This is a genomic window from Mucilaginibacter sp. UYCu711 (genome assembly GCF_050433825.1).
GTDB lineage: Bacteria > Bacteroidota > Bacteroidia > Sphingobacteriales > Sphingobacteriaceae > Mucilaginibacter.
Map to the genome: position 1 here is coordinate 12023 of NZ_JBNPWM010000006.1, position 21978 is coordinate 34000.

Here is a 21978-nt window from a genome sequence, read left to right on the forward strand (position 1 = left end):
CACCAGCCATCACCGGCGCAATAGCTGCGGCTTTGCCAGGTCTGTTGCAAAAATTTGCGCACAAAGCCAATGACCCGAATGATAGCAGTATTACACCCCAGAGCATAGGGAGCTCATTAGGAAATTTATTCTAATCGCTTCCTATCGATCAGGCAGGCCATTGGCCTGCCTTTTATTTGTTTCGAAAGCACTTGACCCACGCCCAGGTACTGCGGTTGTTCAGGTAACTTTCATCCCCATCATATTGATAAGCTTCTTTTTCAAATACGATTGCTCGGTAAGCTTGATCATGGTTCCCGTATAGGAATAGGTTAAGGAGATAATGTAGACTATACAGAACGTAGAAGGGTATCACCAGCAGTTCGCGTTGTTGCATTAAATGAATTGTTTCATGTCGAATAAGCGCCCGATCAGATTTTGATGCTTTATTTTGCACCAGTATGACCGGAAACAAAGCCATGCCCGCATAGCTTAAAAAGGGTATGACTATTATAGGCGCTTTCATTCTCTCTACTTGTTTGACATCATTTTATTTTTTATTATTTTTCTTTAAATAGGATTCTACTTTTCCGGCCGAATTGCCAACCGTGTTAACCGCCGCTTTTAACCGGCCATGGGTAACATAAAATTTATCCGACCAATTGCTTAATTCGCTAGGTTTGTTTACGTTGATCAGCCTCCTGGCAGGTTCGCTGGTTTTGATTTGATTATCCATGTGAGTTCCGTGTCTAAAGACAACAATAAGGGATAAGGCTGGTTTGAGAAAATTTCAGTTAAATTCCAGGGAGGGCGCTAGTTGGGTTGTTTTTATCAATGTCTGAATCAAAGGATAAGCCGCATTTTATCAAAAAATTATCATAGGATTGGTTAGGTCTTTTATTATTTTTGGACTTTATTATTTTCTGTGTCTAAATTTCTCATCGCCTCCTTTTTATTTTGTTATTATGGTTTAACGGCTGCCGGCCAAACGCGTGAGTCAGCGAAAGTTTTGGCGCGTCGGCAGGTGCCGATCTTGTGTTACCATCAGATCCGGGAATGGCGACCGGATGATCGTCAGGTGGATAAAGAATATATCATGCCACCTGCACTGTTCAGGGCGCATATGAAACTGCTGGCGGACAGCGGATATCATACAATCCTGCCGGATGAATTGCATAGTTATCTGACCAAGGGTACGGTCTTGCCGGCTAAGGCCATTCTGCTGACCTTTGATGACACGGACGGTGATCAATTTGAGGTGGCGCGTCCTGAATTGTTGAAATACGGTTTTAAAGGAGTATATTTTATCGTTACGACAGATATCGGCAAGAACCGCCATTATATGAGCGGTGCACAGGTGAAACAACTCTCGGCTGAAGGCAACGTCATCGCCTGCCATACGCGGGATCATGTTAATTGTAAAAAACTGCAGGGTAAGAACTGGGTGATTCAGGTAAACGAGCCAGCGAGGCAATTGGAAAAGATCACGGGAAAAGCAGTGAAGTATTTTGCATTTCCGTATGGTTTATGGAACACAAAAGCATTACTTGAACTGCGTAAGCAGGGATTCCTGGCTGCTTTTCAACTAGATCAACCGCGTGATCCCGTTAATCCGATGATGACGATCCGACGGGTAATCGATAGCGGTTATTGGGACGCGGTCAAGCTTGATTTTAATATAAAGCATGATTTTGGGCGGCTATTTGATTATTAAGAATTTGGTCCTGTTAATATTGTGTCATTGCCGAATAGGTAAGAGTGATGTAATGATAAAGCCTTTTATCACCAGCATTAAATATTTGAAGGTGAGTGGACGATGTCTGACACTATATTAAAACAATTAGTTTTACGTAACTCGATAAGTCCCTGCAACGCTTTGACAGAACTCAATTAGCGATCATACACCTGAAATATTTTGATGAACATTGACAATTGATCTCTTCAGCATTTCACCATCCATAATGCCATCGACCGGCTGAAGGAAATCGGCGATCTCTTTTTAGGCGTATTGGGTGAAGGTACGACCTGGCTAAAACCAATTATTGTTATTGAAGAGCAGTTCAGGATCATGGTCGATACGGCGCCGGTTCTCATCTGAATCGCGGGTGTAGACAAGTTTTGTTATTTTTTTAACGCCGGCTGGCAGAAATTACCGGACGTAAGATGTAACAGGAATATGGTAAAGCCACGGCTGAAAGTGCTCCCGACTGGTTAAAGAAAGCTACTTTTGTGTATATAGAAGGAAAAGCCGTAACCGTAGGCTAACTCGGCGGAGAAAAGGCTCGCGGATGCTGTGGACATGAATATAACCAAGCCAAAAGCACAGCTTTAAGAATACTTTCTTTAGTATCATCAATCTTTTAACAATTTAGAATATATTTGGTAACATAAATGATACAATAGCGTATAACAGTCTATCCTTTTATAAAAACAATTATGCCCCCAATTAACACATCCGTCTTAATCATAGACGATGAAGAAATGGTACGAAACAATATCGAAGACATACTAATGCCCCATATCGAAGCCGTGGAGGATATGAATGACGCGATTAACATTCTTTTTGATACGCCTAAACCCTTAATCACATCGCGTACACCAAATATTCCTGTATTCACTGTTGATAAAGCATCCAATGGAATGGATGGTGTGAAGCTAGTTCAGCAGGCCATTGACAATGGACAGCCGTATGCGGTTATATTTTTGGATATGCGAATGCCGGGCTGGAGCGGACTGGAAACAGCGATAGAGATTAGAAAATATGACATAAAAGCAGAAATAATTTTTATCACGGCTTACAGCGATCGATCGATTGAGGAGATCATCGAACAGGCTGGCCAAAATGTGGGTTATCATTGTAAGCCTTATGCTCCGGAAGAAATTATACAACTGGCGACTAAAGCGGTGACCGATTATAATAAGCTAAGAAACCTCGAAAGTTTAATCGAATCGATTTCTTCCATCGGACTGAATAAGAATCAGTTGGATTCTCTATTGAAGAATATTTTAGATCAGCTTGCAATTTCGGTCGAAACGGATATGGCGTTGATTGGCAAATTGCACGATGATTTTTCTTATGAAAAGATCCTTTCCATTGGTACGCTGGACAATTCGGTCAATACCGATGAACTAATCGCACGCGTTAAAAAGATCGATCTCGAAAAAGACAGTGTTATCCAGGTAGATGAGTTATTCCTTGCCAGAATGGATAATTACACCGTGTTCGCCGTGCTTAAGAAGCAGGAAAAGCTAAAAACCGAAAAAATGTACTTGTTAAGGCTATTTGTACAAAATGCCGCACAGGCTATAAGGAATGCAGAATTAAATGAGACGCTTATACAAAAAGAAAAACTATCTGCTGTAGGGCAAGTGATAGGAATGGTCATGCATGACCTCAGGCCTCCAATCAAGAATATTAAAGTTATAACAGGTATGATCCGAGATGATGGCTTTGATAATGACTTAATCGATCTGATTGATCAATCGGCCGAACAAGCATCGGAAATTTTTGATGATTTTATAGATTTCTTAAATAACTCCCCGATCATAAAATCACCTGTTGAATTAAAGAAATTAGTTGCTGATGCAATCCAACTGGCAGATTGCCGGGAAGGAATAGCATCTGTTAACATAATAAGGGAGATACCCGAGCATATCATAGTACAGGGGGACGAAAGTAAATTAAGGAGGGCCTTAAGTAACCTGATAAACAATGCAATTGACGCGCTCCATGATAATAAGGTAGAAAATGGGGTTGTAAATATATCTGCTACCTCTAATAATAACTGTGTTTTGATCCAGGTCAGCGACAATGGGCCCGGTATACCTTTTGAAATTATAAAAACTCTGTTCGATCCATTTGTAACGCGGAAAAAAAATAACGGTACCGGGCTGGGCTTAGCCATTGCAAGACAATGCATTAATTCTCACGGAGGAACGATTGCCGTTGAAAATCATGATGGGGCGTTATTTACTATGAGTTTGCCGTTGATGTAAGACATCTGTCTTTGACAAACTTTTAAAACGATAAACCTAATAGAGATATGAACAACAACATAAGCGAGGACATTCTTTTTGCAAAAGGGGACCTTTTCAATTTGGTAATTGAAAACTTGCCAGATCAAATATACTTAAAAGATGCACAGAGCCGCTTTGTAATTTGTAATACCCCTGTAGCAGCCAATGCCGGGTTTAAGACCCCAGCCGAATTGATCGGAAAGACCGATTTTGATTGCCATCCTCAAGAAGCGGCACAGTTTTTTGAGGATGAGCAGCTATTAATGAAGACGGATAAATCTTTGATTAATCACGAAGAATATTTTGTCGACAACGAAACTGGTGAAACCCGGTGGAATTTAAGTACCAAGGTACCTATTAAAAATAAGGTTGGCAGGGTTGTCGGTTTGTTAGGAATTAACCGGGATATCACACAAATGAAGGCCGCATTGTTTGAAAGAGAAGAGATCATGAGATCCTTAGTTCAGCGAAACGATGATCTGGAAAAACTGACGGCTCAGCTTTCAGAAAAGTCAGCAGAGTTAAATCAACAAGCAGCAGATTTGCAACAATTAAATCAAGAACTCACCCGTCAAAAAGACTATGAGCTTGAAAAAGCAATTGCTCAGGGTAAATTTGAAATAGCGTCTGAAGTACTGCACGATATTGGTAATGCACTAGTTGGATTCGGTGCTTATTTAAATCGCATCAATAGGGTAAATGATAAAAGGCATTTAGATGCCGCTCAAAATCTTAATCGCTTCATCAGGTCTCAGCAAGATGTTTTAGAAAATACAATAGGTAAAGAAAAATTCAAGGCATTAATAACCGTAACCGATGGCATCGAAAACAATCAGCTGGAAAATAATAAAGAAATTACAACATCAGTAAACGAACTCGTTAACATCATCACTCATATTCAGGAAATTCTAAGTATCCAAAGGCAATTTGTTGCAACCCGGGATGAATCCCGTTCCAGGAAGCCGGTCAATCTGGTTAATATAATAGCAGATTGTAAGGCCATGTTGCAGGCTTCTTTTGAAAAGCATGGAATAATATTTCAAATTGATATCAAACCAGGAAATTATATCATAAAAGGTGATCAAACTAAATTGGTGCAGGTGTTATTAAATGTTTTGAAAAACAGCCTCGAAGCGATACCATTTGAGGCAATCGAGAAAAAAGTCTCAGTTTCGTTGGCAATGATTGGTGGCTTTATAGAGTTGAAAATGCTTGACAATGGAAAAGGATTTAATCAGGAAACTAAAAACCGTTTTTTTGAAAGAGGTTTTACAACTAAATTAAATGGCACCGGCCTGGGTTTGTATAATTGCAAATCTATTATTGAAAGCCATGCCGGAACTTTTGAAATTGCCAGCACAGGTGTAGGCGCGGGCGCGTGTACAATTGTTGTTTTTAAGCAGGACGTTCTTTTTTAGATTTCATTATAGGCTAAACATTATTTCGTAACCATAATAACACAGGTTGATAATACGCCTGTCTGAAATTATAACTGGTTTTATTATTACCCATTTGAATAAACAGAAAACAATAATAGCCGGCAAGATGGGTTCCATCCAGATATTATTTCCAAATACGGGTTGAAGCCCACATAAGCCTCTTAATTTAGAGAATCTCCTTACATGAAGAAAAAACGATATCCTTGAAATTACCGTTATGATATTAGACATGAATAACTTCGATGTTGTTGGCGTTAATCCAACTAATGATATCATCAATTTGGAAAGGTTACACCCACCGGATTTGATTACCGATTACATGCTGCCAGGTTTGAGGATAAATTTGCACAACTATCAAAACGAATAAGAATACCGAAAGAATCCCTGTTGTATGATGTCGGCATATAGTAAACAAACTATAGCAATAGGTAATTTTAAATTCGATGCGTTTATTAGAAAGCCGTTTGATAACCACTATCTAATGGCAGTCTTGAATAAACTTATTGCTATTGCAAGGAATGTGCCCAAGCTTATAAAGTTTGTGCCGATGCTTTCATGCATGAGCATCACGAACTTATTACCCAATCATAATCGCTTATATTAAGCAAGCATTTTATTAACCGGTCACAATTATTTGCCAGTTGCCAACCATTGAACCTTTCAACATTCCGATAGCATCGTGAGCATGGTCTATATTGGGCATCACTATAAAACCACATCCTTTACTTTTACCGGTATCTTTTTCCGTTATAATTTTAACGGAATCTACCTCGCCAAAACGCTCAAACAATTGCCTGATGTCCTGATCTTTTGTCTGGCAAGGCAAATTAGCAATGTATATTTCATTTATAAGCGTATAATTTTGTTCATATTTAATTTAATTGCATAAAAAACTTTGATCATTATTATTTTACGATCCTATAATCTAACTGCTTTCCCGGTTTTTTAATTCTGCGGCCACATTTTGTTCATTCTTACCGTTGGATTTCCGCATCCTTTCTTCCGCATTTACTTCGTCTTTTTCGCTTATAGGGTCTTCAGAGTGCAGTTCATCCTTGCTGGTTTCAGGAAGTGTTTATTTTCTTTTTGTTCTTCATCGTGTTTCCTATCATTTAATTACCTGTAGGTATGTATAATACATTTAACAGCTAAATAAGAACGTATACAGCAGACAACAAACAGTTTTTATTAAGGTTTAATTAAACTTCAATTAATTGTGGCTCGAATTTTATATGAATAAGTTATAAAATCACTAAAAAAATCGACCATGAAAAAAATTATGATTGCCGTTATTGCCGTTATGTTTACTTGTAGCGCTATGGCACAAACCAAGATGAATGATACATCAATGCATAAAATGGGTGATACCACCATGCACAAAATGGACAATTCCGTCATGATGATGAACGGTAAAATGATGACCATGATGAATGGCGAAAGTATGCCAATGACCGAAACAAAAACCATGTCCGACGGGACTATGGTCATGACTGACGGTACCGTTAAAATGAAAAGCGGAAAAACAATGATGTTGAAAGAAGGTCAATGTGTAATGATGAACGGAAAGATGAAGAAAATGCCCATGAAAAAAGGCATGATGAAAGACACGACCAATAAAATGTAGTTGTCGCTCATGTTGTTAAAGCCCGACCATGAAAATGGCCGGGCTCTGTTTTTTAGTATGGTTTTTGTTGTGAGAAAATATCGTTAAAATAACCGCCATGATGCACATCAAAGTACAAGAACCCGATACCAATAAAATCCTACAACTGGAGTTAAAATCAATTAAACTGATGTAGCAAACAAACGCATAAAAAAACCTACAGTTATCTACAATATCATACAAATTAATCTTTATTGCGTAATTTTTTAATTTATCAAAGATTGGGTTTGAAATTATTTTGGCCGACAGCACTATTGAATTTGTACACATTAATAGTACTATAAAACCTGGAACGTATGGCATATTAATTTTATAGATGGAAAAGAAGCGATGCTTTATAAAATCGGAAAAGAATGGGTGCAACGTAATGAAGATCAATTGGACACTCACGCGTTATTAACTATCGGGAAATGCATTGATAGTATTTGCACAGAAAATAGCATGATAAACTAATAGCTATTTTTTTCTGCTTATCTTAAACGATTATATCCCCTAATTTTTATATAAATAAAAAAGCTTCCAAATATGGAAGCTTTTTTCATAGGTAGATATATAATAATCAGGCAATTAAGCCCGGAAGATTCGGGTTGTAAGTCGGATTGTTTCGTAAAAATTGCATACGGGATAATTTAAAGGCATCTATGTTTTTTGCCAATACGCTACCTTGTTTCATTGAATAAGAACGGGATACAAGCCATTGGACACCCTGTTCCGAAATAGCAAATAGGTTATTCCGTTACACTTTTAACCAAGCTAATCACTTGATATAATTAGGGTTTTTGTTATCGCCAACACAAATTGATGCTCTACATCCCACGGAATTGCTTGGTCAAGCCCTCCGAGATTTCCAAACATGGGTGTTATCTGTTAATAAATCAATTATCAATTTTTTTTGGTCTATCATATTGTTTACGTAATAGTTAACCGAACTATTTAATTATTTTTGGTAAAATTCTATTCCAGCCCAAGGGGTTGTAGAGTATATTGACCTAATTTTTAAGAAGATTTTGCGTTAGCATAACCTTCCATAGGAAACCGGTAATTTCAAATTGAAGCATAAAGTGAGCCAATCCAAACTAACTGATAACGAAGCATTTAAGTTTAAAAAACTAGCGCGAAGAGCTACTCAGTTAAGTTTTATTGTGCTTGCGTTAAGTGTGGGTATTTCTACATATTACCTTGCACTTGGACTAACCACTTCAGCAATAATGATTGGGTGCTACAGTTTGTGCGTGTTAATTATTCTTTTTCTGCAGCTCTCTCATATTATAGAAAATATTCAGCCGCTGGTATTAACATCAATATGCCTTCTGTTGATTATAAGTTCATTTGTAGAAGGTTCGGTAACAGGGCAGTATTTTTATTTTTTCCCGATAATAATTGTAATTCCAATTGTAGTAAACCATAAAGAATCCTCGTTTATTGAATTAGGATCTTATTTTCTTATGGGTATTGTTTCCTTTGGCATTAACTTTTACGTAGGCCATTATATACAACCTTTTGAAAAAATACCCGAAAATATTGCTCACCGCATGCTTTTTACCAATGCAACCTGTGCTATCTTGTTAACCCTAAGTTTTGCGGTGGCCTACATTTATTATGAAAGAAAATATATAGGGGCTTTAATTGAAGAAAAAAACCGCACCATTAAGGAACGTACCAGATTCCTTTCAACAATGGGGCATGAACTCAGGACTCCATTAAATGGCATTATTGGCGCGTTAAATATTTTTACCAACGAACAACCACAGTTTAACTCTAACGAGTATCTCCAAATACTTAAATATTGCTCAAATCACATGGAGCAGTTGGTTACCGACATCCTTGATTTTAATAAAATAGAAGCAGGCAAATTAAACATACACTTGGTTGAAGTTAACTTGAAAACGTTGTTGACTAATTCAGCATTGCCATTTTATAATAACTTTGAAAAAAAGAGTGTGCAATTAAAGGTTAAACTTGACCAGCAGCTTGATGCTGTTGTTTTGGCAGATGATCTTAGAATAATACAGGTGATAAATAACCTGCTATCCAACGCTCTAAAGTTTACCGAAGAAGGGTACGTATGCTTAAACGCATCATGCGAAGATATATCCGCATCATTAATTAAAGTTAATTTTATTGTGGAGGATACGGGTATCGGTATTGATAAGATTGACCAGGAACGTATATTTCAGGGATTTGAGCAGGTATATAACGAAAGTACCCGTAGGCATAGAGGTACTGGTTTGGGATTAATGATTTGCTTAAGTTTAATAAACCTGATGGACGGCACTTTAACCTTAACCAGTGAGAAAGGGTGCGGAAGCACGTTTGCATTTTCACTTACATTTATAAAGGTCAAAAAAACAACCCGCAAAATTGAACACGCCTATAACAAAAGCGACGACCTGGCAGGTTTTAATATATTGGTTGTTGACGATAACCTTATAAACATGACCATCGCTCTGAAAATGCTTACCAGTAATAAAGCAACTTGCACACCTGCTTATAATGGCAAGGAAGCCTTAGAAGTTTTGGAGAAAAATAGCAACTTTAACATCATACTGTTAGATCTTGAAATGCCTGTAATGAGTGGTCACGAAGCTATTTTTCAAATAAAAAAATCATATCCTAATATTCCCGTAGTGGCATTCACAGCTTCGGTAATAGACGGGCAGATGTTGGCCAAGTTGATTGAAAATGGTTTTGAAGATTGCGTAATAAAACCATTTAACCCCAAACACCTGTTTTCTCAAGTTAAAAAATATGCGATAAAACTGCCTGGGGAGAAAAAATCAGCTCCGCCGATATAGTCTTAAAATCGGGCATTTACCGCGGAAGATCCGGCGGCTTTCAGTAAGTATGATATATTTAGCCGCCAGTTGAACCAGGCCGGATGTAGCAATAGACATGTGAAATTTGGAATAATAACCCGGCAAGTATAATCAAAAAATAAGTTCTGTATAATTCCTATTTTTGCCCAATGCTGACCCTGTACGATTTTAACGAGGATGAACAGGCCCGGGCGGTCTGGGACGGAACGTTCCTGTCTCACCAATTTGAAGCGGAACTTACCGTGCAGCTGTACTTAGTAAGGAGCTTTTATCTACTGTAGAAGCAAGCCTGAGATCATCGTAGCCGATAAGAGCCCGCTCAGTTGGAAATGATAGAGTGTTTAAAACTTCTTTTGGTAGAAAATTGCCGAAGCTATATTTTAGCAACAATGAAATACCAACAAGGACAACCTGTAATCTTATTGACAATGGAGGGGAAACCAGCAACCGGCACCGCCGTGATTAAAACCGTCAATACCGAAAACGAATCCTATACCGTCCTTCATTACCCCCGTGAAGGCGCTGAGCCTGACCAGATCGATAATGTTCCCGAGGGCCGGCTGGTCGCTCATGTTTTTTTTTCCTGACTTTCTTCGCGGTTACAACCCCGGCTGTTCGCCCCTGTTTTTTTCTTTTGCCCTTTTATAAATAAGCATTTGTTACCTTTAATAATGGATATAGACAAATTAGAAAGCAATCTTAGTGATTTAAAGGATTGCTATAAATTCTTGCCTGCTGTAGACTTGGACTTAATAATTATCCGCGATTATTTGAAAGATCAAACCGATGATCCTGACGATCCAATTACCTATCATTTAATGACAATTGGATAATGGCTTTATCGAATAAGGGAGCATATATCACCTTCAGCTGTTTAATGCCTGTTCGCGTCAGGTGGGGTAAGGAACCCGGGCCAGGGTAAGAAGTTTCTCAAGCTGACTTTACCCTCTTAATAGGAGTTACTGTAACTTCCATATCCAAGGCTTCGCAGACTTGCATCAGTCTCTTCAGAGAAATGTAAGATACTCCCTTTTCAACGTTGCGGATGGTATCATCTTTTACATTAAGCATCGTAGCAAGATCCCTTTGCGTTATTTTTCGCTCTTTTCGACGTGCTTTTAAACCTGCACCTATTAGCTCTTTATTCATGTAGTTGCCAATTAGTTTTTTACATTTTGAAATTTCTAACTTGTTATTCACTTCTAATCAGACTGTTTAACGGTAGATTCATTTATAAAGTTGCTATGAGATAGGCAATTAGGTAATTATTTTCGAACGTCTCTTAAATCTGGCTAAATATTAACCCAACTTCAATCCGTCAGTAAATTAAAGCCACAGCAATCCCTCCATCTCTTTACATGGGCACGACAAATAAATATTTGTGGGTTGATCGGATAGCAACGATTGGCAAATACAAGGCAGTTACAGGTACTCGTGGCTTTTCATTAATCTGCAAATTTACTTTGGGTACATTTGCACCGCTCAGGGGCATGCACCCTTGGCAGGCACAACTTTGCAGTTTGGAGAAACTGATCCTATGGGTGTTATTTGGTGTCCCGCTTGGCACTCTATATTTACTGGCAAACGACTTGAAAATAATGGACGTTATGAACATTAATTGGGGTCAGCCTATGAATGCCCACCTGGCGTGAACTACTTCGCTTTGATTTTGCTTGCGATATTGAAGAAACGTTTGGGTGTATTGAATCTTTCCAAAAAATGGAAAAAGTCTAACCTTTCATTATCCACAGGTCCGAGTATCCGCCTTTACAATAAAGCTTTATACTTATTCTAAATGATATTTGAAGATCTCTGATTTTCGAATGCACAACTGTTTTAAAATCGTGCCAGTCTCAAAACGGGCAAATACTGCCACTTTTTGCGCACCGTAATTCCGAAAATTCCTCCCGTTTATCACTAAGCCAAACATACCTTTGCAGTGGGTTGATTTTTGATACATGGTTATAAATTATGATGTCCATCTGTCAAAAATGAAAATATTTTTCTTTATTCTGTTTACGCTTTTTTTAAGCAGTTGTGTAAAGGAAAACGTTTCCCCGGTTTTGACCGAGCCAAGTGACACTAATACCAATAAAATTTTTAGCGGCATTAATACATCAATACCCGATTATTGGTTTAATGGCACAAAAGGCAGCGCCGTTGTTAGAGTAATTTGTAAGGATTGTACGGCCATTGCGAGCTTTGCTGGCGACGCTATTCCATTTCTTTTCAACTCAGATGGTATTGGCTATTTAAAATACAATCCCGCAGCAGGCACGCCGGTTTATTTTGCAGTATGTCCAGGAGGCAATAAAGCGATTAAGGCAGACGTGTACGATTCTAAAAACCAATCAGTATTTTCATTCTCAGGAACCCTCGTAGCCAATTGGACAAATACATTTGTGGTGAAATAATCAACCTGTGTTTTCTATTTACTAACAGGAAAAATTAGTTAATCGCTACGCTGCCCCAATCGCTAGCAATAGGTTCTCGATATGATCAGATATGTTGCATCCCGGTTCGCTAGCTTTTAATGTCCATTCATCATAGCGCCAAGCGCAGGGAATAAGTTGCCGAACGATTAGTCACACTAGTCAATGCCCCGGCCTTTAAGTCGCCTTTCATGCAGCAACTACGTGCGATCATTACAACAAATTGCGAATGCGGGTGACAACCATCCGTTAAATTCTATAGCTAAATCTTCATACATCCCAATGGTTCGAGCAACCAGAAAAGTCTCCTGTTTTTACCTGCACAATCGTAGTGAAATGCTTTTTTACACTACACACTAACATTTTCACTTTAACGTACGTAAAAGACAATTATTATAACCTTTTAGCCGACCCGAACCCGTCCAAGTGGCGGGTTTTTTAATAGGGACCGATGTAAGCAATGAAGATTTTCGAAACAAATATTTGGTATTAATTATAATTCCTGGTAAATTGTAATTCATGTTCCTATTATTTCACCTTACTTATTCACTCACTGAATGCCTTTATTAGCGCCGCCTCAAATAACTTACCGAACCCCATTAATACTTAAACACCATACCCATTCCTGATGGTTTAGAATCCTTACTTATTATCCATTCCTTCCCAGGGATTCATTGCTGATACCTTGCTGTTGTTTTCACGAGTTATTTGATCAAGTTCTAAAACGCATTCTTTAAGCATTTTAAACGTTTCGGCATGTTCTTTTTCGGCCTTACCAAGTTCAAGAAAATTTAATAATCCCAACATTGAACAAATAGGTTTCCTGATTTCGTGCGAGTTAGACCAATTTATTTGAGCCAGGGCCTGATTTGCAGATTTTATTTTTTGATAAGATTCCTGAAGTTTTATCTCTTTTTTAGTAATCTCTGTCATATCGTTAATTAATACCATTTTGCACTCTTCTTTATTGAACAATACCGGGTGTACCACAATAGAAACTGTAAATATTTCGCCGTTACTTTTTTTATGCTTGACGAGTCCCGAGCTATGCATTTGAGTAGAATTGATTTTTAGGTTAGGAAAATCTATGCGATCCTCGTTATGAAAAACATCGGTTACTTTCATGTTCAAAAATCTCATTTTGCTGTAGCCATATGTTTCAACCACAGCATCGTTAACCTTGATAAATTTTAAATCTTTCTCTCGATATATCCACATAGGATTTGGATTTGATTCGAATAACTGTCGGTATTCAGCCTCAGACCGAGCTAGCTGACGCTGCTGTCTATTGATTTCGTGATACAGTACATAAGTAATTATGATGACGAAAGTAAAATCATTTAAGCTTCGAAATAGGTCTTGATTTATTAGATGATATGTTCGTGCGAAAATTGTAATGATTGGAGGCATCAAAATTGCCCACACAATACCAGTAGCAAGGAAAGCAAGAGGTATCTTTAATGATTTGAACATACTCATTATACGAAAAAAGCATTTTTAAAGTTTTGGTTAGAATTTTATAATTAAGCGAGATTAAGGATTAAAATTACAGCTATGTATTGAGGACATATTTCTTGTTTATATGTATTTTTACTGATATTTAATAAGTTAATATTATCTCTACATGGGTCGCTGTGCTAAACACATGGAATTAACCGAACCCGCCACGCTCATAGCTGACCTTGCAAAATTCGTTCCAAAGCTTACTGAAATGGCCCCGGTTATTTTTTAAGCATCTTTGAACTTTGAATCGGAAGAGCATAGGATTGTAACCGACTATCAATACAGTCCGGATAGGCCTGTTGATATAGCTACTGGGGAAAACGGCCCAAATAATAAGCCAACATATCGCAAAGGCACTAAACCGGTTCACCGTACCCCATCTGCTACTCAGAAACTTATTTATTGATTGGAGCGTAGATCTCGCACTTTAGGCCGGCGTTGAATTGAATACTCACCACGCGAAGGCACTGCAACGGATGAAATTATATTAGCCATGGTTAGGAAAAACGGGGAAGATGGAACTATATCGCAAATAATAATAATACCAGTAATTAAAATACTTTTAATCCGATAAAGGCGGTTAGTAAGATTAATGGTGCCCCTTTTAATAATATTATGCGATAAAACAATTGATAGAAAATCCATTAAAGGTGTTGAAACTCTTACTTATTCAGTCGAAGTCTAACATTATTTAGATTTGCTTTAGTATATCTATTCTCCGGCCAATGGACATTATACCTCCTGGATTGCCGCCGACGATTCCGGAGAACTATGGCTTCCACCAATGACAACCAGGCAAACAGAATAAAATTTGCAAGTACAAAGAGCTGGACCGATTCCCGGCAATGGGATAAATTAGCTTCCAGCGGTCAGTAACGGTCGCCCTACAGGCCGGGTATAGATATTATATTGAGGCCTTACATAACAAGGTTGGATAGGCAATAACCTATCTGTACAATGGATATTGCCTGATAAGGCCCACGAGGCCCTTATTCCGAGATCAAGACTATCGCCTTACATAATAACCAGTGTAGTTATAACTCCACCTTCTACTGCATACCTGCAAATTATTGCTAATAGTAGCCTTTCGCTAATTTCGGCTGCCACAAACTTAATGAAAATTCCGCCCTTTATGAAAAGCGCCTTCCGCAGAAACAGCAGGCGGACCCGAACGTCCATCATGATTGACCGGTTTGATGGTCTCATCACCCCGCGCCAAGGTTTGCGGCAGGTCAGTTTCCGTCAAACTCCGCAGCAGGCCCGTACGGTTAAAACAACGCTGCACCACTAAATGCGTTACCCCGTTAGCGATCTGCAATTTCCCCGACACCATGAGCAGGCGCGATTGTACAATCTCTTTCCGGTACCGGTCAAACAGCGACTGCCAGACCACCAGATTAGCTGAACCCGTTTCATCTTCCAGCGTCATAAATAAGACACCTTTAGCGGTTCCCGGCCGCTGCCGGACCGTGATTAACCCCGCAATACAAACCTGGCCACCATCTTTTTTTTGCGCCAAATCACTCACCCGCACATTACCCATTTTCAGCAGCGCCCCGCGCACCAACCCCACCGGGTGATCCTTCAGCGAAAGCCCCGTCGAGATATAATCCTGCACGACATGCTCACCCCGGGTCATCGCCGGTAGTTCCACAACTGTTTCTAAAACCGTTTCCGATACCTGCCCGCCAAACAAGCCAATGGGACGGTCAGCCAATGCCGCGACCTCCCAGAGTGCCAGCCTGCGGTGAGCACCCAGCGAACGGAAGGAATCCGCGTCCGCCAGCCTTTCCAGCGCGGCTTCGGGCACACCCGACGCCCGTAACTGGTCAATATGCCCGTAGCCGTCGCCACGTAGCACTACCAGCTGCAGCATATCGGCTTCTTTCAAGCCTTTGACCTGCCGGAAGCCCAACCGCACCGCTAAATATTTCCCGTTCTTTGTTTCCAGCGTATTATCCCATTCCGAGGCATTCACGTCCACCGGCAGTACCTGCACCCCATGTACCTGCGCATCACGCACAATTTGTGCCGGCTGGTAAAACCCCATCGGCTGGCTGTTCAACAGCGCCGCGCAAAACACATCCGGGTAATGACATTTCAGCCAGGAAGAGATATAGACCAGCAGCGCAAAAGAGGCGGCGTGGCTCTCCGGGAAACCATACCCCTCGAAACCTTGCAATTGCTTGAATACCCGTCGCGAGAAATCTTCCTCGTAACCCCGCGCCACCATGCCCTCTACCATTTTCTTTTCATATAAGTGGAGTTTGCCGTTCGCTTTAAAAGAAGCCATGCTTCGTCGTAACTGATCAGCTTCACCCGGCGTAAAACCCGCCGCCACGATCGCGATCTCCATCGCCTGTTCCTGGAACAGCGGTACACCCAAGGTCCGGCTCAGGATCTCTTCCAGCTCCCGTTTAGGATACTCCGGCAATTCCTCACCGTTGCGGCGACGCAAATAGGGGTGAACCATATCGCCCTGGATCGGGCCCGGGCGGACGATCGCGACTTCGATCACCAGGTCATAAAAACAACGGGGCTTTAACCGCGGCAGCATCGACATCTGCGCGCGGCTTTCGATCTGGAACACCCCGATGGTATCCGCCCGGCAGATCATATCATAAACTTCCACATCATCCTGCGGCACATTAGCCAAAGTGAGTTTCCGGCCGTAATGCTGGAAGACCAGGTCAAAAGCCTTGCGGATCATGGTCAGCATGCCTAACCCTAACACATCTACTTTTAATATTTTAAGGTCTTCAAGATCATCCTTATTCCATTCCACCTGGGTGCGTTTCTCCATCCGGGCGTTCAATACCGGGCAGAGGTCTGCTAAACGCCCTTCCGTGATCACAAAGCCCCCGGTATGCTGGCCCAACTGCCGCGGGAAACCCATTAACTCAAAGGTCAGCTGTAAGACTTTCAGGATCAGCGGATCCCTGGGGTTCAGGCCGTGGTCACGCAAACGCTTTTCATCAAAGCCTTCCTCGTAAAAATCCCAGATCGTCGCCCCGATGCGTTTGATGGTATCTTCCGAAAGCCCCATCACTTTACCCACATCACGGATGGCGCCTTTATGCCGTTCCTGCGTCACCGTAGCCACGATCGCCGCGCGGTCCCGGCCATAATCCTTATAAATAAACTGGATGATCTCTTCACGGCGCTCATGCTCAAAGTCCACATCAATATCCGGCCATTCGTCGCGCGCATCCGACATAAAGCGCGAGAACAGTAAACGGGACTTGACCGGGTTGACCGCCGTTATTCCTAAACAAAAACAAACCGTGGAATTCGCCGCCGAACCGCGCCCCTGGTGCAGGATGCCCAGTTCCTCTGCTTTTTGGGTATAATGGTAGACGCGCAGGAAATACCAGGCCAGCTTCCTTTTGGCAATAAAAGCCAATTCAAATTCGATCTGTTGACGCTGCTTTTCCGGTATCTCCTCACCAAAGCAGACCTTAGCGCCGGCCCAGGTCAGCCTGCTCAGCCGCTGCTGGGTCGTCAGGCCGTCAACCAATTGTTCTGCCGGTTCCAGATACTTGAGCTCATCCAGCGAAAAAGTACAGGTCGAAGCAATGGCATTCGCATTGGCAAGCGCCTGCGGGTACTGCCAGAACAAGCGGGCGATCTCCGGCAATTCTTTCAGGAAACGTTCTGCATTGGGGTGCAGCCGGTGACCTGCGGTATGGATGGTGCATTTTTCCCGGACACAGGTCAGTATATCCTGTAACTCGCGCCGCGAAGCACAATGATAATGAATATCGCCGGTCGCCACCAAAGGCACGCCCGTCTCCGCCAAACGGAAGAGCCGCTTGGCATCCTGGCCTTTGTAATTAAACGAAGCGGAGAGATACAAGGCGCGGCCGAAATGGCGGCGGTACTCGGCCAGATCCGCTAAAAACTGGGTTTCAAATTCAAACCTGCTGTTGAGCTTGTCCGGCGGCAGCGCCACCAATAATAACCCTTCGGCATGCTGATAAACATCTGCTTTATATAATTCACATTCACCTTTTCCGTTCGCAGGTTGCCTAAGGTCAGCAGCGCCGATAAACGGCCATAAGCCGTGATATCGGTCGGGTAGGCCAGTAAACTCGTTCCATCCGCCAGGTCTAGCCGGCAGGCGGGAATAAACTGGATGCCCGCCGCTTTCGCCGCCATATGGGCCCGCACGATCCCAGCCAAAGAATTCCGGTCTGTGACCGCGATCGCCGAATAGCCCAGGGCCGCCGCCTGCTCTACCAGTTCCTGCGGGTGCGAGCCCCCGCGCAGAAAGCTGAAATTCGAAGTGATCTGTAATTCCGCGTACGTCATCTAAGCAAAATAACCGTGTAAATACCACCTGGCGTCACCGCCATCATAATGACCTGAACGGAACAGCCAGTAACGCTGACCGTCGCTGTCCTCAACCGCATAATAATCCCGGTGCTCGCCGCTGTCCTGCCACCATTCGCGGCCGATGCGTTCCGGCCCGTCGGCTTTGATGATACGGTGCCGTTTACCCTTATGGACAAAGGTCTTCGGCGGGTTATCCGGCACCAAAGCCATCACCTCAATAGGTTCCGGGATACGCAACAAACTGATCGGCCGCATTTGCACCGGCCAGGCGATCGCCGGTTCCTCCGTCAGCGAGGCGGCTACCTTGACTGCGCGTTCGGGCCAGTAATGTTCGGCCGGTAAATAACGGCGGATAGCCTCAGGGCCTACTTTACCCGCGATGCGATCGAGCAGTTCCGCCAGCGAAGTAGCCGCTAAACCACGATCCACCGCCCAGATCTGTTCCTGGACCGTAGCCATATCCTCCACCCGCGGGGCTTCCAACACGAACAGCTCAATACCTAAAGCCGGTTCGATCTTGCTGATCTGTAACCGGAACAAACCCAGTAAATGCGAAACGCTATGCGAACCTTTGGTGGTGGTAATCCCCACTTGTACCCGGCGGCCATCGATCCGGTGACATTTGAGGATCGCTTTACGCAAGCCTTTACCTTCGGATCGCAAACGCAGGCATAAAGCCGTCAACAAATGTTCGATAGCGATCTCAATACCCGACACGTCTCGTATCGGCTCCAGTGAAGGTAGCCGCTCCACATACGGCACCGGTGGGGTTAAGGGTACCAAAGTTTCGTTCAGCCGGCCCAGCGCCTGGTTCAAACGGATCAAGAGTTCTTTGCCGAACCGCCGCCGCAGCACCGAAGCCGGCATGGCCAGCAATGGCCCGATCGTACGAAAGCCTAATTTTTGCAGCTTATCAATTATCAATAGATCCAAACGCAAGCAAGCCGGCGGTAAGCCCGTCAAAGCCTGCGTTTGCATCCCGGTCGCAATAATAGGGGAGGTGCGGCCAAACCGCGCGACCGCCCAGGCCGCGCCCGGCGTATCGGCGATCGCCGCACGGGCGTCAAAGCCGTTATTGCGCAATTTCAAAACAATTTCTTTCAGGTAACCCCGCTCATCTTTCCAAAGATGTGTACAACCTGATATATCCAGCAGTAAACCATCCGGCAGATCGACCGCCGCGATAGGGGTATAGCGGATGCACCATAAACCCAATAACCGTAACAGCTTAGCCGATTTACCCGGGGTATCATTGATGACCACCAGTTCAGGCACCGCCGCCCGCGCGTCCGCAACCGCCATCCCCGCAAAAGCGCCCTGCTGTTCAGCCAAAATATTTGCCGCGGTAATAATTACCCGGTTCTTTACCGGCGCGGCAAAAACAAACGGCACTTCCCGCAGTTCGGCCCGGCGAAGCGCCAGACCGTCCGTAAGCAAATGCCGGAATACGATCGCCATATATCTTTTCATCACTCACCCCGCTTGTCTTTCTTCCAAAATCTCTATCGGCTCGACCGGCACAAAACCACTTTCGCTCCATTCTACCGTCCAGCTCCCCGGCTTTCCGTTGCGTACTTTCAATAAGTCGACCCGCCAGCGCAAAAAGCCCAGTCCCGGCAAACCCGCCAGGTCTGTACTCGGCAATGACTTAACCTGCCAGCGCGCCGCGCAAGTTGTCGACCCCAGCTTCGTTGTCGCATTACGCAACACGAAACCCGTCACCCGGCTTTGCTCGACCGCTAGCTGCAGGCGCCGCGATTGCTTAAAATCCAGTTTCCCCACCTCGCAGACCACCGCGGTCAGCCCCGAACATTTCAGCGCTTCTTCCATGACCCATAAAGCGTCCTTATCTTTGGTCAGACTGATAAAGATCACTTTATCCGGCGCGACCCCAAAAGCGGTTAACGCCGGTGCATACAAGCGCCGCGCCCGACCGATCCAGACACAGACACCACATTGCTTCAATAAAGCCGACATGATCCCCGTGACCAGCCCGCGGCAAGCCGCCGCCTGTTCCGACGAACCGCAGACCAGCTCATGTACTGCCGATACCGGGAAAACCTCATTCGGAAAAGCGCGCTCCAGCGGCCCCAAGCCGACCAGCGAGCGCGCACCCGTAACCGGCGGCCTGTAACCTTCCCATTGCAAAATCTGCTTCTGCAACCCAGTGATCAGTTCTTGTTTCGTAGCGGCCATGTTGTGTAAATAGGGGACGGTAAAGTTATGCTAATATTTTTAGTATTTTGTAGAAATAATTACAAAATAATTTCCACATTTGTAGCACCATGGAATTAGTTAATGAGGCAAAAGCCTGGATCAAGCGTAAAAATGGTACGGATGAGATTGTCACGTTGGTTTTGGATATGGTGCATAAAGAACCGGGCACCAGTAACCGGCTGTATACCAATTATGAACAAAATCCGGATTATCTTGGACGGATCTTATTTGATAGCGAGGGTTACTGGATCTACGATGGTGAAGTGCTCACCATTAACGAACAGGAGCAGGTCGCCAAATTTATTATTTATTTAAACTGAGTCATGAAATGGAATGACCATCCAGCTCTATCCAGGATCGACTTAACAACTTTATATAGGATCTGCTATTTAGGTTCCGGCAACTTGCCTTTTCTGACCAATAAAGTTTCCTCTTCCTCCCAGCCGAATTTAATGGCGGATAGGGTATTGGGCAGGCAATAATGACAGCCATTGATCTGCGAAACGATCAGTTAGATTGCTTCCCTGTCCGTGCCGTGAAAGGCTTCCTTTATCTGGTCAGCATTAAATTGAGCGTAGGCGCTTAAAGCGTTTGGTGAGCAGCCGATCTTTGCGTAAAGGTTAGGAACAAATCCCATTGCTTTTCTGTAGCGTTTGTAAACAGGTTGCAGCAATTAAGGCGCCTGCTCATAGGCAGGTACTTTGAATGGTATCATAATTTGGTTCTAAGTATAGGTATTAAGTCTTTCGAATCTTCATTGACAGTTACAAGATACGCCAAATTTGGCCTGTTTTTATGTCGTTGATTTTTAGCAACTTACATAAAAGTAGATGTATGTATATTATGTTATATCATAATTCAACATATAAGATACGAAATCACAAAGCCCAAATAGATGTGCCTGAAATGCTATGGTGTGGTCTTCAAAGTCCATTTGAAGGACGCGGGTACCAGCGATTTCATTACTGGTTTAATACAGACATATGAAAAAATGGCTTGGATGTTAAGAGCCCATATAAAGTAATTTTAGTATTGTCAAATGCTTTCTTAGCAGTGAGGAATTCTCACTAATAATAAATGGTATTTGACAACTGATGGTTACTGATCAGATAAATTGGTAAGCCGTTTCATTTTTAGCCTCAGACATAACAAAGAAACTTTGCATAACGGCAACGTCTGGTAGTTTGGATAATTTGTTCATTAGTAAATTATTGTATTCATTCATATCCGCTATGGCAATGCGTAATAAAAAATCGAACGCTCCTGTCATATGGTAACATTCCATTACTTCAGATAATTGAACCGCTTGTTGTTGAAAAAAGAGCAAGCTTTCCTGTGAATGCTGCTTGAGTTGAACTTGGGTATATGCGATTAGGCCACGCCCGATCTTATTAGGATCGATTATAGCTGTATATCTTTTAATATAACCCTCATTTTGCAGGCGTTGAATCCTTACATGTATGGGAGTTACAGTTTTTCTTAATTCGTAGGCTATTGCTTTGTGTGTAAGGCGACCATCGTTTTGCAATAAGCGCAGGATACCGCGATCCGTTTGATCAAGATTGTCTTTCATTTAT

Annotated in this window: 17 protein-coding genes and 1 pseudogene; 9 read left to right on the forward strand and 9 right to left on the reverse strand. The window is 42.5% G+C overall.

All coding sequences use genetic code 11. The features are described from left to right. Positions 1 to 529: 529 nt before the first annotated feature. A complete protein-coding gene (locus tag ABIB50_RS13485; RefSeq protein WP_429380255.1) occupies positions 530 to 715 on the reverse strand; it encodes a DUF3606 domain-containing protein in 186 nt (61 codons plus the stop codon). Between the two features lie 189 nt (positions 716 to 904). Between ABIB50_RS13485 and ABIB50_RS13490 the strand changes: the two genes are divergently transcribed. The 3 genes from ABIB50_RS13490 (at position 905) to ABIB50_RS13500 (ending at position 5414) form a co-directional block, all read left to right on the forward strand. Continuing rightward, entirely contained in the window at positions 905 to 1693 is a 789-nt protein-coding gene (locus tag ABIB50_RS13490) for a polysaccharide deacetylase family protein (RefSeq protein ID WP_429380256.1), read from the forward strand. A gap of 722 nt (positions 1694 to 2415) precedes the next feature. Beyond that, positions 2416 to 3975, forward strand: coding sequence for an ATP-binding protein (locus tag ABIB50_RS13495; protein WP_429380257.1), 1560 nt, complete (start codon positions 2416 to 2418; stop codon positions 3973 to 3975). A 47-nt stretch (positions 3976 to 4022) separates the two neighbouring features. After that, the gene (locus ABIB50_RS13500; RefSeq protein WP_429380258.1) at positions 4023 to 5414 is read left to right on the forward strand and encodes a PAS domain-containing sensor histidine kinase; all 1392 of its coding nucleotides are present in this window, start codon (positions 4023 to 4025) and stop codon (positions 5412 to 5414) included. A gap of 637 nt (positions 5415 to 6051) precedes the next feature. Here the strand turns inward: ABIB50_RS13500 and ABIB50_RS13505 are convergent. Beyond that, positions 6052 to 6312: an RNA recognition motif domain-containing protein gene (locus tag ABIB50_RS13505; protein ID WP_429380998.1), complete on the reverse strand. Its 261-nt coding sequence runs from the start codon at positions 6310 to 6312 to the stop codon at positions 6052 to 6054. 441 nt (positions 6313 to 6753) lie between these two features. Between ABIB50_RS13505 and ABIB50_RS13510 the strand changes: the two genes are divergently transcribed. The 4 genes from ABIB50_RS13510 to ABIB50_RS13525 all read left to right on the forward strand — a co-directional run bounded on the left by ABIB50_RS13510 (position 6754) and on the right by ABIB50_RS13525 (position 10747). Continuing rightward, a complete protein-coding gene (locus ABIB50_RS13510) occupies positions 6754 to 7059 on the forward strand; it encodes a DUF6799 domain-containing protein (protein ID WP_429380259.1) in 306 nt (101 codons plus the stop codon). Positions 7060 to 8543: 1484 nt separating this feature from the next. Continuing rightward, positions 8544 to 9893 carry an ATP-binding response regulator gene (locus ABIB50_RS13515; protein ID WP_429380260.1) on the forward strand — a complete coding sequence of 450 codons (1350 nt, stop codon included), beginning with the start codon at positions 8544 to 8546 and terminating at the stop codon, positions 9891 to 9893. Positions 9894 to 10303: 410 nt separating this feature from the next. Next, positions 10304 to 10501 carry a hypothetical protein gene (locus ABIB50_RS13520; RefSeq protein WP_429380261.1) on the forward strand — a complete coding sequence of 66 codons (198 nt, stop codon included), beginning with the start codon at positions 10304 to 10306 and terminating at the stop codon, positions 10499 to 10501. 84 nt (positions 10502 to 10585) lie between these two features. Continuing rightward, complete coding sequence (locus tag ABIB50_RS13525; RefSeq protein WP_429380263.1) at positions 10586 to 10747, forward strand: hypothetical protein; 162 nt, start codon at positions 10586 to 10588, stop codon at positions 10745 to 10747. 97 nt (positions 10748 to 10844) lie between these two features. Here ABIB50_RS13525 and ABIB50_RS13530 read toward each other — a convergent pair whose 3' ends face one another. After that, a complete protein-coding gene (locus ABIB50_RS13530; protein ID WP_429380265.1) occupies positions 10845 to 11114 on the reverse strand; it encodes a helix-turn-helix domain-containing protein in 270 nt (89 codons plus the stop codon). A gap of 791 nt (positions 11115 to 11905) precedes the next feature. On the opposite strand from ABIB50_RS13530, the gene ABIB50_RS13535 reads away from it, so the two are divergent. Next, on the forward strand, positions 11906 to 12328 hold the full coding sequence (locus ABIB50_RS13535) for a hypothetical protein (protein WP_429380267.1): 423 nt from the start codon (positions 11906 to 11908) through the stop codon (positions 12326 to 12328). A 660-nt stretch (positions 12329 to 12988) separates the two neighbouring features. Here the strand turns inward: ABIB50_RS13535 and ABIB50_RS13540 are convergent. The 5 genes and pseudogenes from ABIB50_RS13540 to ABIB50_RS13560 all read right to left on the reverse strand — a co-directional run bounded on the left by ABIB50_RS13540 (position 12989) and on the right by ABIB50_RS13560 (position 20380). Next, positions 12989 to 13819, reverse strand: coding sequence for a PAS domain S-box protein (locus tag ABIB50_RS13540; protein ID WP_429380269.1), 831 nt, complete (start codon positions 13817 to 13819; stop codon positions 12989 to 12991). Positions 13820 to 14960: 1141 nt separating this feature from the next. Next, positions 14961 to 17969, reverse strand: coding sequence for an error-prone DNA polymerase (locus ABIB50_RS13545; protein ID WP_429381000.1), 3009 nt, complete (start codon positions 17967 to 17969; stop codon positions 14961 to 14963). Beyond that, a pseudogene (locus tag ABIB50_RS13550) lies at positions 17927 to 18160 on the reverse strand (PHP domain-containing protein); the annotation flags it as partial. The gene ABIB50_RS13545 and the pseudogene ABIB50_RS13550, both read right to left, overlap by 43 nt. Then, positions 18161 to 19642 (reverse strand): Y-family DNA polymerase, encoded by a 1482-nt coding sequence (locus tag ABIB50_RS13555; protein WP_429380271.1) that lies wholly within the window; start codon positions 19640 to 19642, stop codon positions 18161 to 18163. It lies immediately after the preceding pseudogene. 15 nt (positions 19643 to 19657) lie between these two features. Next, on the reverse strand, positions 19658 to 20380 hold the full coding sequence (locus ABIB50_RS13560) for an ImuA family protein (RefSeq protein ID WP_429380273.1): 723 nt from the start codon (positions 20378 to 20380) through the stop codon (positions 19658 to 19660). An 89-nt stretch (positions 20381 to 20469) separates the two neighbouring features. Between ABIB50_RS13560 and ABIB50_RS13565 the strand changes: the two genes are divergently transcribed. After that, positions 20470 to 20721, forward strand: a complete 252-nt coding sequence (locus ABIB50_RS13565) for a hypothetical protein (RefSeq protein WP_429380275.1) — start codon at positions 20470 to 20472, stop codon at positions 20719 to 20721. Between the two features lie 785 nt (positions 20722 to 21506). On the opposite strand, the gene ABIB50_RS13570 is transcribed toward ABIB50_RS13565, so the two are convergent. Next, positions 21507 to 21974, reverse strand: a complete 468-nt coding sequence (locus ABIB50_RS13570) for an Lrp/AsnC family transcriptional regulator (protein WP_429380277.1) — start codon at positions 21972 to 21974, stop codon at positions 21507 to 21509. Positions 21975 to 21978 lie beyond the last annotated feature (4 nt).

Bases quoted from the DNA above. Each gene is read 5' to 3' on its own strand.
- ABIB50_RS13485 (WP_429380255.1), bottom strand. From the start codon at position 715: ATGGATAATCAAATCAAAACCAGCGAACCTGCCAGGAGGCTGATCAAC.
- ABIB50_RS13495 (WP_429380257.1), top strand. From the start codon at position 2,416: ATGCCCCCAATTAACACATCCGTCTTAATCATAGACGATGAAGAAATG.
- ABIB50_RS13500 (WP_429380258.1), top strand. From the start codon at position 4,023: ATGAACAACAACATAAGCGAGGACATTCTTTTTGCAAAAGGGGACCTT.
- ABIB50_RS13510 (WP_429380259.1), top strand. From the start codon at position 6,754: ATGGCACAAACCAAGATGAATGATACATCAATGCATAAAATGGGTGAT.
- ABIB50_RS13515 (WP_429380260.1), top strand. From the start codon at position 8,544: ATGGGTATTGTTTCCTTTGGCATTAACTTTTACGTAGGCCATTATATA.
- ABIB50_RS13520 (WP_429380261.1), top strand. From the start codon at position 10,304: ATGAAATACCAACAAGGACAACCTGTAATCTTATTGACAATGGAGGGG.
- ABIB50_RS13525 (WP_429380263.1), top strand. From the start codon at position 10,586: ATGGATATAGACAAATTAGAAAGCAATCTTAGTGATTTAAAGGATTGC.
- ABIB50_RS13535 (WP_429380267.1), top strand. From the start codon at position 11,906: ATGAAAATATTTTTCTTTATTCTGTTTACGCTTTTTTTAAGCAGTTGT.
- ABIB50_RS13540 (WP_429380269.1), bottom strand. From the start codon at position 13,819: ATGTTCAAATCATTAAAGATACCTCTTGCTTTCCTTGCTACTGGTATT.
- ABIB50_RS13555 (WP_429380271.1), bottom strand. From the start codon at position 19,642: ATGGCGATCGTATTCCGGCATTTGCTTACGGACGGTCTGGCGCTTCGC.
- ABIB50_RS13560 (WP_429380273.1), bottom strand. From the start codon at position 20,380: ATGGCCGCTACGAAACAAGAACTGATCACTGGGTTGCAGAAGCAGATT.
- ABIB50_RS13565 (WP_429380275.1), top strand. From the start codon at position 20,470: ATGGAATTAGTTAATGAGGCAAAAGCCTGGATCAAGCGTAAAAATGGT.
- ABIB50_RS13570 (WP_429380277.1), bottom strand. From the start codon at position 21,974: ATGAAAGACAATCTTGATCAAACGGATCGCGGTATCCTGCGCTTATTG.